We start from the raw sequence: 12,371 nt of genomic DNA, 5'->3' as shown, positions 1-12,371 counted from the left end.
CACGCGGCGGGCCGGCGCCGTCTCGACCTCCTACCGTCCCGGCTTGAGGCGGCCGAGCCGTGCGGGCGCCGCCGGCGCCAAGCTGCGCCCGGGCGCACGCTGCCGTCCACGCGCCACGTCAGGTCCTGTCGGGACCGGCTTGGGCCTGTGCGGCGGCGATCTGCCGTATCCGCCGCGGCAGGTCGCGAACGAGAGCGGTCTTCCGGTAGGGCGTCATCTTCCGCCACGCGCGGATCTCCGGGACCGTGCGGCCGCATCCGAGGCACCAGCCGGTCCGCCCGTCCCACTGGCAAACCCCGATGCAGGGGTCGTCCGTCTTCATGTTAGGGCTCCGTACGCCAGGCGGCCCGTCCGCCGCTGGACACATATAGGGTACCCCCCTATACGTCACTACGACGAGGAAGCCCGCGATGGCCCACACGGTCAAGGAAAAGGCCAAGCTCCTGGCGCGGGTGCGCCGGATCAAGGGACAGGCGGAAGCCGTCGAGCGGGCCCTGGAGGCCGAACTCGGCTGCGCCGACGTCCTGATGCTGGTCGCCTCGATGCGCGGGGCCATCAACGGCCTGACCGCCGAGCTGATGGAAGACCACATCCGTCACCACGTCGTGAACCCGGACGCGGAACCGGACGCCGAGCGCGCCCGGGGCGCCGCCGAGCTGATCGAGGTGGTCCGGACCTACCTCAAATGAAGGCCGCCCCATGACGCCGTTCGCCGACCTGCTGCAGCAGGGGACCGCCCATGCCTGGCTGTTCGTGCCGAGCGCGATCCTGCTGGGCGCCCTCCACGGCCTGGAGCCCGGTCACGCGAAGACCATGATGGCGGCGTTCATCATCGCCGTGCGCGGCACGGTCCTGCAGGCGGTCCTGCTCGGGCTGGCGGCGACGCTCTCCCACACGGCGGTGGTCTGGACCATCGCGCTGGGCGGCCAGTACCTCGGCCGGGAATGGGGCGGCGAGGCCGCCGAGCCGTATTTCCAGCTCGCCTCGGCCGCCCTCATCCTCGGCGTCGCGTTCTGGATGGCGTGGCGGACCTGGCGCGAGCAGCATCACGCGCACGACCATCACCACCCTGACGCGCATCGGCCCATCGTCACGCGCGACGGTGCGCTGACGCTGGAGGTGTTCGAGGACGGCGTGCCGCCGCGCTGGCGCCTGCGGGCCGAGGGCGGATCGTTGCCGGTCCCCGCGGCCGTCACGGTCAAGACGGTGCGCCCGGATGGCGCCCGGCAGGCGTTCGGATTCGTCGCGCGCGAAGGCTTCCTGGAGAGCCGGGACGAGATCCCCGAGCCCCACGCGTTCACGGCGCGTGTCCGCCTCGACGGCCCGGCCGGGTCGGAGATGCACGAGGTCGCCTTCGCGGAGCACGACCACGACCACGACCACGATCATATGAACCTCGGCGACGAGGACGACGCCCATGCCAGGGCGCATGCGGAGGACATCCGCCGCCGCTTCCAGGGCCGCACCGTGACCACGGGGCAGATCGTGCTGTTCGGCCTGACCGGCGGGCTCATCCCGTGCCCAGCCGCCATCACGGTGCTGCTGCTGTGCATCCAGCTCAAGCAGTTGAGCCTCGGCTTCGCGCTGGTCGCCTGCTTCAGCATCGGGCTGGCGCTCACGATGGTCTCGGCCGGCGTCGTCGCGGCCTTGAGCGTGCGGCACGTGGCCGGCCGCTGGTCCGGGTTCGGCGCGTTCGCACGCCGGGCGCCGTACGCCTCGGCGGCGCTGATCGTGCTGGTCGGCCTCTACACCGGCTGGCTCGGCTGGGACGGCCTCCGCCACGCCGCCGCGGCGCAGGCGGCCCAGTCCGGGACATCGGTCGGGTGAGCGACGACTGCCGGGTCTGAAACGCCGGCGGCGGCCTCGACCTTCCGGCCCAGGGCTGACAGCCTATCGCACGGCCGGAAACGGACGGGCTCGGGCATGGCAGGCGATTCCCCCGGAAGGTCTCAGCAGGCGGCCGGATCGCGCACGGCTGCCCGAGGCCTCGACAGCGATCCGTCAGAGCAGGGCCAGGGCGACGCCGCCCAGGGCCGTGAGTGCGACGACCATCCAGGGCGGCGTCCGGCCGACGGTCAGGAGCCCGAAGGCGAGCACGGCCACCGCGTAGTCGCGCGCGTTCCCGACCGCGCTGGTCCAGACGGGATCGTAGAGCGCGGAGCCGAGGATTCCGACCACCGCCGCGTTGGTCCCGCGCATGGCCGCCTGGGCCAGCGGTCGCGTCCGGAGCGCGTCCCAGTAGGGCAGCATGCCGTAGACCAGCAGCAGACCGGGCAGAAAGATCGCGACCAGCGCGATGGCCGCACCGACCACGCCGTGGGGTGCCGGTCCGGCGACGGCTCCGAGATAAGCCGCGAAGGTGAACAGCGGCCCGGGCACGGCCTGGGCGGCCCCGTATCCGGCGAGGAAGGTGCCGGGGCCGACCCAGCCCGGGGCGACCACCTCGGCCTGCAGCAGCGGAAGGACCACGTGGCCGCCGCCGAACACCAGAGCCCCGGAGCGGTAGAAGGCATCGAACAGCGCCAGAGCCTGGGATTGCAGACTGGCGGCCAGCAGGTGAGGGACGACGAGGAGCAGCGCGAAGGCGAGCAGGCCGATTGCGCCGGCCCGTCGGGACACCGGGAAGGCGAGAAGCCCGGCCTGCTCCTGCGGCGGCAGCCGGCAGAGCACGAGGCCGGCGAGGGCACCGAGCGCGATGGCCCCGACCTGACCGACCGACCCGGCGACGAACACGGTGAGGAACAGCGCCGCCACCGCGATGCCGGCGCGCGGCCGATCCGGCGCCAGCGCGCGGGCCATGCCCCAGACCGCCTGCGCGACCACCGCGACGGCGACCAGCTTGAGCCCGTGGATCGCGCCCTCGGCCACCGGGCCGGACAGGGCGCCGGCGCCGGAGGCGAAGGCCAGAAGCAGCAGGGCGGAGGGCAGGGTGAAGGCCGTCCAGGCCGCGAGCCCGCCGAGAAGCCCGCCGCGCAGAACCCCGAGCGAGAACCCGACCTGGCTTGACGCCGGCCCGGGCAGGAACTGGCACAGCGCCACGAGGTCGGCATAGCCACGCTCGTCCAGCCACCGGCGCCGTATGACCAACTCGTCGCGGAAATAGCCGAGATGCGCGACCGGGCCGCCGAACGAGGTCAGGCCGAGCTTGAAGAAGGCGCGGAACACCTCCCCGGCGGAGCCGGACGCGCCCGCCGAGGCGGGATCGGTACGCCGCGCCTCGGCGGCCGCGGGGGCTTCGGTCATGGGCGGCCTCGCTCCGTCGTGCCGGCGGGGGGACGGCCGGCCATGCGTTCGCGAGCGGCGTCCCGCATCGGACGGCCTCCGACGGCGCCCCCGCGAAGCCCGCCGCGCCCTGCGGTCGCATCCGTCGGGATCGCGGCGCCATCCTGCGGTGTCGCATGTCGGTATCGGGATCGAGGGACCGGTACAAGCCACCCGCGCAGGCCTGTCTCGCCCCGGTCCCGCCGGGGATCGCCCCCCGGCAAGGTCATCGGCAAAACGGCCGACAACGGCCCGGGACCGGCCACCGGTCTACGCCGTCACGCCGAGGCCCGCCGGCACGCCGAGGCCCGCCGGCACGCCGAGGCCCGACGATCCCGGGGGCTTGACCTTCCAACGGTGGGAAGCCCCATCTCGTCGGGACGGCATCCGAAGGAGAACGTCATGGTCCGCTTCAAGGTCGACAGGATGGGCTGCGGTGGCTGCGCCGAATCCGTGACCCGCGCCGTTCAAGCCATCGATCCCGGCGCCCATGTCGAGGTCGACCTCGGTGCGAAGCGCGTCACCGTGTCGAACGCCTCGGCTCCGGCCGAGCGGATCGCCCGGGTTCTCGTCGCCGCCGGCTATCCGGCCGAGCCGATGCTCGCGGCGGCCTGATGCTTCGGGCCGCCAACCCAACCTGCGCTGTGCATGGACGTCCCATGCCCGACATGGTCCCGCCACCCGAACCGGTGTAATCCTGATTCCATGTGCTTCGACCGGCAGATCGCGCGCCTGATGGCGGCGATGATCCTCGCGATCATCGCCTACGTCGCGCCGTCCGCCGCCCAGGCCCACGAGGGCCATGGGGGTCATGGCGGCCATGGGGGCCACGGCCGCCACATGGCCGCGGCGCAGCCACAGCCGAAGGCGGCGGCGGCGGCGAAGCCGACGGTTCGCGCCGCGGCGCCCACGTGGTCCAAGGTCGTCACCACGGCCGTCGAGGCGGCGTACATCGCGCCGACCGGGGACGCGTGTTGCCGGCCCGGTTGCAAGACCCGCTGCTGCGGGACGATGTCCTGCTGCGCGACCGGCGTCCTGTCCGGGTCCGACGCCCTCGTCCCGTCCCTGTTCCGGACCGGCACGCAGATCCCGGGGGACGTCTCCGGCCGCGTCGGCACCGCCCCCGAGACCCTGCCCAAACCCCCACGAACCCTCGCCTGAGATGAGGCGCGCCCGAGGCGCGCGACGCCCGAGCTGCGCCCGCGAACGGCCGCGCCCGGCATCCCCACCGCGAGGAATACCGTTTCCATGTCGACCCGTCTTGCCGCCGCCCTGGGCGCGATGGCGCCGCTTGCCGCCGTTCTGGCGGGATCCGCGCTCGCCCATGAGGGCCATGACCACGGCGCGGCCCCGCCGCCCGTCTCGAAGACCATCGCCCCCCGCGGCGAGGCCCTCTCGGAGACCTTCGAACTGGTCGCCGTCCCGCGCGACGGCACCCTGACGCTGTTCCTCGACCGCTTCCGGACGAACGAGCCGGTGACCGGCGCGACCATCGATGTCGAGACGCCGGACGGCCCGAAGACCGCGACCGCCACGCCGGAGGGCGGCTACGCGCTCACGGCCCCGTGGATGTCGGCGCCCGGCCGGCACGAATTCGTCGCCACCGTCACGGCGGGCGGGGACGTCGACGTCCTGACCGTCGCGGTCGCCGTGCCGGACCCCTCCGGCCGCGCGGCCGCGGCGCCCGCCGAGCCGTCACCGGGGCGGGCCGCCCTGTCGCGCGTGTCCGAGGTCGCCCAGGGGGTTCGCGCGCGCCTCGGGCAGAAGGATCCGACCCTGGTCGGCGCGGTCGTCGTCGCCTTCCTGCTCGGCATGCTGGTGACCGGGCTCGCACGCGGGCGCCGCAGCGTCCCGGCGGTGGCGTTGCTCGCCATCGGCATCACCCTCGTCCTCGGCACGGCCGCCTTCGCGCATGGCGACGAGGACCACGGCCCGGCCGTGCAGGGTGCCGCCCTGACCGAGCCGCGCCCGTCCGGATCCTCCGATCTCGCCCAGCGCCTGCCCGACGGCTCCGTCTTCGTGCCCAAGCCCACCCAGCGGTTGCTGGTTCTGCGCACGACGATGACCGAGCAGGGCCGGTTCCACCGCGCGGTGGAACTCCCCGGCCGCATCATCCCGGATCCGAATGCGAGCGGCGTCGTGCAATCCTCGGTCGGCGGCCGCCTCTCGCCTCCGGCCTCGGGGCTGTTTCCCCGCCTCGGCACCCGGGTGCGCCGGGGCGAGGTGCTGGCCACCGTCACCCCGCCGATCCAGGCCGTCGACCTCTCCGACATGCGCCAGACGCAGGGCGACCTCGACCAGCAGATCTCCATCGTCGAGCGCCGGGTCGACCGCTACAGGCGTCTCGCCCTGACGGGGGCGGTGGCCCAGACCCAGCTCGACGACGCCCTGGCCGAGTTCAAGGGCCTGCAGGACCGGCGCGCGGCCCTCGACCGGATCCGCCGGGAGCCCGAGCCGCTGGTTTCCCCGGTGGATGGCGTGGTCGCGCAGGCCGCGGCGGTCGCCGGGCAGATGGCGAGCCCCGGGCAGATGGTCTTCCAGATCGTCGACCCGAACCGCCTCTGGGTCGAGGCGCTGAGTTTCGATGCCCTCACGGCGGCGCAGGACGCCACGGCGCGGCTCGCCGACGGCCGGCTCCTGACGCTCGCCTACCAGGGCTCGGGGCTCGCCGACCGCAACCAGGCCATCCCGGTCCAGTTCGCGGTCCAGGGCGACGCGTCGGGCCTGCGCGTCGGGCAGTTCGTCACCGTGCTCGCCGGGACGGACCGCGAGCAGGCGGGCTTGGCCCTGCCGCGCGCGGCGGTCGTGCGGACCGGCAACGGGCAGGACGTCGTCTACGAGCACACCAGCGCCGAGCGGTTCGAGGCGCGGCCGGTGCGCGTCGAGCCGCTCGACGGCGACCGCGTGCTGGTCGCCGAGGGGATGGGGCCCGGCCGGCGGGTCGTGACCCAGGGTGCCGAACTCCTCGACCAAGTGCGCTGAGGAGGCCCGCGATGTTCACCGTCCTCGTCGGCCAGTCGGTCCGCAACCGCCTGCTCGTCCTCGCGCTCGCCGCGGCGCTGGTGCTGTACGGCGCCTTCGCCGCCACCAAGCTGCCGGTCGACGTCTTCCCCGACCTCAACAAGCCGACCGTCACCCTCATGACGGAGGCGGAGGGGTACGCCCCCCAGGAGGTCGAGCAGCTCGTCACCTACCCCATCGAGACCCGGATGAACGGACTCCCGGGCGTCACCCGGGTGCGCTCGGTCTCGGGCGTGGGGCTGTCTATCACCTATGTCGAGTTCGACTGGGGCACCGACATCTACCGGAATCGCCAGCAGGTCGCGGAGCGTCTGGCGCTGGTGCAGAACCAGCTGCCCCGGGGCGTGACCCCGGTGATGGCCCCCATCTCCTCCATCATGGGCCAGATCCTGCTGGTGGCGGTCACGAGCGCGACGGCGAGCCCGATGCAGGTGCGCGAGGTCGCGGACTTCACCCTGCGGCCGCGGCTGCTGACCATTCCGGGCGTCGCGCAGGTCATCCCCATCGGCGGTGAGGTGCGCCAGTTCCGGATCGGCCCGAACCCGGCCGCCATGCGCGCGCTCGGGGTGACCAACGCGCAGCTGGAGACCGCGCTCGCGCAGTTCGGCACGAATGCCGGCGGAGGCTTCACCGACCAGAACGCCCGCGAGTACCTGATCCGGAACATCGGCCGCACCCTGAGCCTCGACGACCTGCGCAACCTCGTGGTCGCGACGGTCAACGACGCGCCCGTATCCCTGCGCCAGGTTGCCGAGGTCTCCTTCGCCGCGAAGGTGAAGCGCGGCGACGCCGGGTACATGGCCAAGCCCGCGGTCATCGTCTCGGTGGAGAAGCAGCCCGACGTCGATACGGTGCGGCTGACCCGCAGGATCGAGACCGCCCTGAAGGAGATGGCGCCGACGCTGCCGGCCGGCATCCGGGCCGACCGGATCCTGTTCCGGCAGGCCGACTTCATCGAGACCTCGATCCGCAACGTCGAGGGCGTCCTCGTCGAGGCGGTGCTGGTGGTGGCGGTGGTGCTGTTCGCCTTCCTGCTGAACGTCCGGACCACGGCCATCTCGCTGCTCGCCATCCCGGTCTCGGTGCTGACGACCGCCGCGGTGTTCCACCTGTTCGGGCTCTCCATCAACACGATGACGCTCGGCGGCCTCGCCATCGCCATCGGCGAACTCGTCGACGACGCGGTGGTCGACGTCGAGAACATTTTTCGCCGGCTCGGCGAGAACCGGAAGGCCGGCAACCCGAAGAGCGTGTTCCAGGTGGTGGTGGAGGCCTCGAACGAGGTCCGGTCCGGCATCGTCTACGCGACGCTGATCATCATCCTGGTCTTCGTCCCGCTCTTCGCGCTGTCGGGCATCGAGGGCCGGCTCTTCGCCCCCCTGGGGCAGGCCTACATCATCTCCATCCTGGCGAGCCTGCTCACCTCCATCACCCTGACCCCGGTGCTGGCCTCCCTGCTGCTGCCGGGGCTCAGGAACCTGGAGCAACACGACAGCCGCTTCCTGGCCCTGCTCAAGCGGGCCAACGCCGCCCTGCTGGGGGCCGCCTTCCGGCACCAGGGCCGGCTCGTCGGCGCCGTCGCCGTGGCGGTGGTGGCCGCGAGCGTGGCCGCCTGGAACCTGCCCCGGGCCTTCCTGCCGCCGTTCAACGAGGGCTCCTTCACGGTCAACATGACGTTCCGCCCGGGCATCTCCCTCGCCGAGAGCGACCGGGTCGGGCTCATCGCCGAGCGGCTGCTCCTCGACATCCGGGGCGTGAAGGCGGTGGGCCGCAGGACCGGCCGCGCCGAACTCGACGAGCACGCCGAGGGGGTCCACGCCTCCGAGATCGAGGTCGCCCTCGACGCGGACGCCGCGCGTCCGAAGGAGGCGCTCGTCGCCGACATCCGCGGACGCCTCGCCGCCCTGCCGGTGGCGGTGAATGTCGGCCAGCCGATCACGCACCGGCTCGACCACATGCTCTCGGGCGTCCGCGCCGAGATCGCCCTGAAGGTGTTCGGCGACGACCTCGACGGCCTGCGCCGGGTGGCCAACGCCCTGCGCGACCGGCTGGCGGCGATTCCGGGCCTCGCCGACCTGCAGGTCGAGCGGCAGGTGCGCATCCCGCAGCTGGAGGTGCGGGTCGACTATACCCGGGCGGCCCTCTACGGGGTTCAGCCGGCCGCAATCGTCGAGCAGATCAGCCGCCTGTCGAACGGGCGGGTGGTCTCGACGATCGTGGATGGCGTGCGCCGCTTCGACGTGGTGCTGCGCCTGTCCGAGGACCGGCGGACGACCGCGGGGCTGGGCGATCTCCTCCTGGAGACACCGTCGGGCTGGGTGCCGGCGCGGCAGCTGGCCGACATCCGCGAGACGGACGGGCCGAACCAGATCCTGCGCGAGAACGCCCGCCGCCGCATCGTCGTCCAGGCCAACACCGACGGCGCAAGCGACATGGCGACCGTGGTGGCGGCCATCCGCGAGGCCGTGGCCAAGGAGCCGCTGCCGCCCGGCTTCTTCACCAGCCTGGAGGGCACCTTCCAGGCGCAGGAGGAGGCGAGCCGGACCATCGCGGCGCTTTCCGCGCTGTCCCTGGCCCTGGTCTTCGCCATCCTGTTCAGCCGCTACCGCTCGGCCGCCCTCGCCCTGATCATCATGGGCAACGTCCCGCTGGCGCTCATCGGCTCGGTGGCCGCCCTCTGGCTCGTGGGCCAGCCGCTCTCGGTGGCGTCGATGATCGGCTTCATCACGCTGACCGGGATCGTCGCGCGCAACGGCATCCTGAAGATCAGCCACTACCTGAACCTGTCGCTGCACGAGAGCGTGCCGTTCGGGCCCGACCTCGCGGTGCGCGGCAGCCTGGAGCGGCTGACCCCCGTGCTGATGACGGCGCTCTCGGCGGGCGTCGCGCTGGTGCCGCTGCTCTACGATGCGGCGAGCCCCGGCAAGGAAATCCTGCACCCGGTGGCGGTGACGATCTTCGGCGGCCTCGTCAGCGCGACGCTGCTCGACACCGTCCTGACCCCCGTCCTGTTCCTGCGCTTCGGCCGCACGTCGCTGGAACGGCTGCGCGCCCTCCACGCCGAAGCCCCGGCCCACCCATCGCCGTCGGGCACGCCCCCGCGCCCGGCCGAGGCGTACTGACCCCCGAGGAGACACGCGCATGATCCGACCGAGCCTAACCCTTGCCGCCGGCCTGCTGGCCGCAACCGCCGCCGACGCCCACGAGACTGCGGGCCGGCACGGCGGGCGCGTCGCCGACGCCGGCGACTTCCACGTCGAACTCGTCACCCGGGGCGAGACCGTCGACGTCTACGTGTCGGACGGCACGCAGGCGCCGGTCCCTGTCGCGGGTTTCAGGGGCACGGCCATCCTCGTGGCCGGCGGCAAGCCCGCCCGCGTGCCGCTGGAGCCGGCCGACGGCAACCGCCTGACCGGGAAGGCCCCGGCGGCGCTCGGCGACCGCCCGAAGGGCGCCGTGCAGCTCGCCGCCCCGGACGGGGCCACCGTCAGCGGCAAGTTCAACTGAACCGACCACCGAAGGGATCTCTTCCATGACCGTCGCCCGGACCCTCCTCGCCGCCGCCCTGCTGACCGCAGGCCTCGCCGGCACCGCCCGCGCACAGGGCCTGCACGACCACGGTTCCATGTCCGGCCAGGGGAGGGGATCGATGAAGCCGGACCCGAAGGACGACGCCTCGACCCGGGCGTTCAAGGCCGCCGACCAGACGATGATGAGGGACATGGACGTCCCCTACACCGGCGACCCCGACGTCGACTTCCGCACGCACATGATCCCGCACCACAAGGGCGCGGTCGCCATGGCCGAGGTCGCGCTGAAATACGCCCGGGACCCCGCCACGCAGGCGATGGCCCGGAAGATCATCGCCGACCAGACCACGGAGATCGCCGACATGGAGGCGTGGCTGAAGCGGCACGGCCGGTAGTCGCCGCCGGGGCCGGGCCGCCGACAGGGGCGCCCGGCCCGCGTCCCGATTCCACCCGCGCCTGTCCAGGGGCAACCGATGCATGCCGCCCGCAAGGCCACGCTCCACCGCATGGCCCCCTCCGAGCGCCTCTGTCCCTCCGGCCTGAAGGCCGAGGACCTGCGCGAATGCGGGGGCTTCGCGGTCGAGGACCGCAGGCTCACGGCCCGCGATGAGGCCGAACGCCTCGAGGACGAGCCCCCGGTCAAACCGACGCCCCGGACCTTCATCGACGACCTGCAGCGCCGTCTCGGCAAGGCGGCCCACGCCCGAACATGCCGACCTCCGTGCCGGCCAACGCGGTGTTCAAGGCGGTCGACCTCGAAGGGCGCGACATCGAGTGCGCCTGCGCCGGCGGGGCGAGCACGGTGCCGCCCGGCTTCGTCGCGCTGACCGAGAGCGTGATGATGGTCGCCCTGGCGGTCCGGATGCTGGCGATGCCCCCGTGAGCGGGGTCGTCGGCCTCTTCCCGCGGGGCCGGCCGCTCCCTGCGGCTCTTCAACCCGGCGATCCGGCCCCCCGGCTGAGACGCGTGGGGCATGTGGTCCGGCCCGTCGGCGCCCGCTCGCCGTGGACTGAGGCCCCTTCCGCGGGCGGCACGCCACGCTGGAGGCGCACCACCACGGGACGGTCAGCCTCCGAGCGGGCCGCGTACGCCCCTCACGTGCCGAACGGGCATCACTCGCGGGTCCATGGGCTGGCATCCATGGCCTGGCACGGTCTGAGCGAACGGTGTGAAACAGCCATGTGAGCCGCACCAGCACCTTCAGCTACGGGCTTGAATGTGCTGGCGCGCCCTACGGGAATCGAACCCGTGTTTTCGCCGTGAAAGGGCGACGTCCTGGACCGCTAGACGAAGGGCGCTCTGGCTAGGCCGAGGTTCTATAGTCGGACCGGAGACGCCCGGCAACCGTTCATGCGCGGCACTGGTGCCACAGGACCCAGGTTTGACCGCGGGCCGGGTTGGGGCGATGGAGGACGGATGCCTCAATCCCCCCCTCGCATGACCCTCGTCCTCGGCGGGGCGCGGTCCGGCAAGAGCGCCTACGCGGAGGGGTTGATCGAAGCCTGCCCCGGCCCGTGGCTGTATCTCGCCACCGCGCAGGCCTTCGACGACGAGATGGTCGCGCGCATCGCCCAGCACCGCGCCCGGCGCGCCGGGGCGTGGCGCACCCGCGACGTGCCGCTCGCCCTGCCGGAGGCGGTCGCCGCGTCCGAAGGGCCGGTCCTGGTCGATTGCCTCACGCTCTGGCTCACCAACCTGATCCTCGCCGAGGCCGATCTGGACGCTGCGACGGCGCGCCTCCTCGCAGCCTGCGCCGGCGCGCCCGGCCCGGTGGTGCTGGTCGGCAACGAGGTCGGGCTCGGGATCGTGCCCGACAACGCCCTCGCCCGCCGCTTCCGCGACGCGGCCGGCCGCCTGCACCAGCAGCTCGCCGCCCGGGCCGACCGGGTCGTGCTCACCGTGGCCGGCCTGCCGCTGGTCGTGAAGCCGCAAGCCCCCACCGCAGGAGCCTCCGCATGAGCGACGACGACGCCCGCCACCGCGCCAAGATGGAGAAGCGCAAGGCCGTCCAGGATGCCGAGGTGGCCGCCAAGACCCTCGAGAAGGGCCTGCTCCTCGTCCATACCGGTCCGGGCAAGGGCAAGAGCACGGCGGCGCTGGGGCTGATGCTGCGGGCGCTCGGCCGCGGCTGGCGGGTCGGCATGGTGCAGTTCATCAAGGGCGGCTGGGATACCGGCGAGCGCCACGCCGTGGCGGCCTTCGGCGACCGGGTCGTGTGGCACACCCTGGGCGAGGGCTTCACCTGGGAGACCCAGGACAAGGCCCGGGACATCGCCGCCTGCCGCCACGCCTGGGAGGTCGCCGCCGGCCTGATGGCCGATCCGACGATCCGCCTGCTCGTCCTCGACGAACTGAACATCGCGCTGCGCTACGACTATCTCGACCTCGACGCCGTCGTCGAAGCCCTCCGTACGCGGCGGCCGGACCTGCACGTGGTCGTCACCGGCCGCAACGCCAAGCCGGCCCTGATCGAGGCCGCCGACCTCGTCACCGAGATGGGCAGCGTCAAGCACCACTTCGCCGCCGGCGTGAAGGCGCAGGAAGGGATCGAGTTCTGAG

Annotated in this window: 13 protein-coding genes and 1 tRNA gene; 11 read left to right on the top strand and 3 right to left on the bottom strand. The window is 72.9% G+C overall.

The window, feature by feature from the left end; genetic code table 11:
- Positions 1–118: 118 nt before the first annotated feature.
- Positions 119–322 (bottom strand): DUF1289 domain-containing protein, encoded by a 204-nt coding sequence (locus BM396_RS09665; RefSeq protein ID WP_043356636.1) that lies wholly within the window; start codon positions 320–322, stop codon positions 119–121.
- Positions 323–410: 88 nt separating this feature from the next.
- Here BM396_RS09665 and BM396_RS09660 point away from each other — a divergent pair, with 88 nt between their 5' ends.
- Both BM396_RS09660 and BM396_RS09655 read left to right on the top strand, forming a co-directional pair.
- Positions 411–689, top strand: a complete 279-nt coding sequence (locus BM396_RS09660) for a metal/formaldehyde-sensitive transcriptional repressor (protein ID WP_043389372.1) — start codon at positions 411–413, stop codon at positions 687–689.
- A gap of 10 nt (positions 690–699) precedes the next feature.
- Positions 700–1,827, top strand: a complete 1,128-nt coding sequence (locus BM396_RS09655) for a nickel/cobalt efflux transporter (RefSeq protein ID WP_043389373.1) — start codon at positions 700–702, stop codon at positions 1,825–1,827.
- A 174-nt stretch (positions 1,828–2,001) separates the two neighbouring features.
- On the opposite strand, the gene chrA is transcribed toward BM396_RS09655, so the two are convergent.
- Positions 2,002–3,243, bottom strand: coding sequence for a chromate efflux transporter (gene chrA, locus BM396_RS09650; RefSeq protein WP_043389374.1), 1,242 nt, complete (start codon positions 3,241–3,243; stop codon positions 2,002–2,004).
- Positions 3,244–3,663: 420 nt separating this feature from the next.
- On the opposite strand from chrA, the gene BM396_RS09645 reads away from it, so the two are divergent.
- The 7 genes from BM396_RS09645 to BM396_RS33780 all read left to right on the top strand — a co-directional run bounded on the left by BM396_RS09645 (position 3,664) and on the right by BM396_RS33780 (position 10,695).
- On the top strand, positions 3,664–3,876 hold the full coding sequence (locus BM396_RS09645; RefSeq protein WP_043389375.1) for a heavy-metal-associated domain-containing protein: 213 nt from the start codon (positions 3,664–3,666) through the stop codon (positions 3,874–3,876).
- A 120-nt stretch (positions 3,877–3,996) separates the two neighbouring features.
- On the top strand, positions 3,997–4,422 hold the full coding sequence (locus BM396_RS09640; RefSeq protein WP_335633070.1) for a hypothetical protein: 426 nt from the start codon (positions 3,997–3,999) through the stop codon (positions 4,420–4,422).
- Between the two features lie 87 nt (positions 4,423–4,509).
- A complete protein-coding gene (locus tag BM396_RS09635) occupies positions 4,510–6,243 on the top strand; it encodes an efflux RND transporter periplasmic adaptor subunit (RefSeq protein ID WP_043389379.1) in 1,734 nt (577 codons plus the stop codon).
- An 11-nt stretch (positions 6,244–6,254) separates the two neighbouring features.
- Positions 6,255–9,404 carry an efflux RND transporter permease subunit gene (locus tag BM396_RS09630; RefSeq protein WP_043389381.1) on the top strand — a complete coding sequence of 1,050 codons (3,150 nt, stop codon included), beginning with the start codon at positions 6,255–6,257 and terminating at the stop codon, positions 9,402–9,404.
- 19 nt (positions 9,405–9,423) lie between these two features.
- On the top strand, positions 9,424–9,789 hold the full coding sequence (locus tag BM396_RS09625) for a hypothetical protein (RefSeq protein WP_043389384.1): 366 nt from the start codon (positions 9,424–9,426) through the stop codon (positions 9,787–9,789).
- 25 nt (positions 9,790–9,814) lie between these two features.
- Positions 9,815–10,207, top strand: coding sequence for a CopM family metallochaperone (locus BM396_RS09620; protein ID WP_043389390.1), 393 nt, complete (start codon positions 9,815–9,817; stop codon positions 10,205–10,207).
- Between the two features lie 314 nt (positions 10,208–10,521).
- On the top strand, positions 10,522–10,695 hold the full coding sequence (locus tag BM396_RS33780; RefSeq protein ID WP_306307448.1) for a hypothetical protein: 174 nt from the start codon (positions 10,522–10,524) through the stop codon (positions 10,693–10,695).
- 339 nt (positions 10,696–11,034) lie between these two features.
- Here BM396_RS33780 and BM396_RS09610 read toward each other — a convergent pair.
- Positions 11,035–11,110, bottom strand: a tRNA-Glu gene (locus tag BM396_RS09610).
- A gap of 118 nt (positions 11,111–11,228) precedes the next feature.
- On the opposite strand from BM396_RS09610, the gene cobU reads away from it, so the two are divergent.
- Together cobU and cobO are read left to right on the top strand one after the other, a co-directional pair.
- Entirely contained in the window at positions 11,229–11,771 is a 543-nt protein-coding gene (cobU, locus tag BM396_RS09605) for a bifunctional adenosylcobinamide kinase/adenosylcobinamide-phosphate guanylyltransferase (RefSeq protein WP_170861817.1), read from the top strand.
- Positions 11,768–12,370 (top strand): cob(I)yrinic acid a,c-diamide adenosyltransferase, encoded by a 603-nt coding sequence (cobO, locus tag BM396_RS09600; protein ID WP_043389395.1) that lies wholly within the window; start codon positions 11,768–11,770, stop codon positions 12,368–12,370. The genes cobU and cobO overlap by 4 nt, the downstream gene beginning before the upstream one ends.
- Position 12,371 lies beyond the last annotated feature (1 nt).

Origin of the sequence: Methylobacterium sp. UNCCL125 (genome assembly GCF_900116795.1) — a bacterium.
GTDB classification, from domain to species: domain Bacteria; phylum Pseudomonadota; class Alphaproteobacteria; order Rhizobiales; family Beijerinckiaceae; genus Methylobacterium; species Methylobacterium fujisawaense.
The sequence above is the reverse complement of the archived record's forward strand: the minus strand, read 5'-3'. Positions and strand labels throughout refer to the sequence as shown.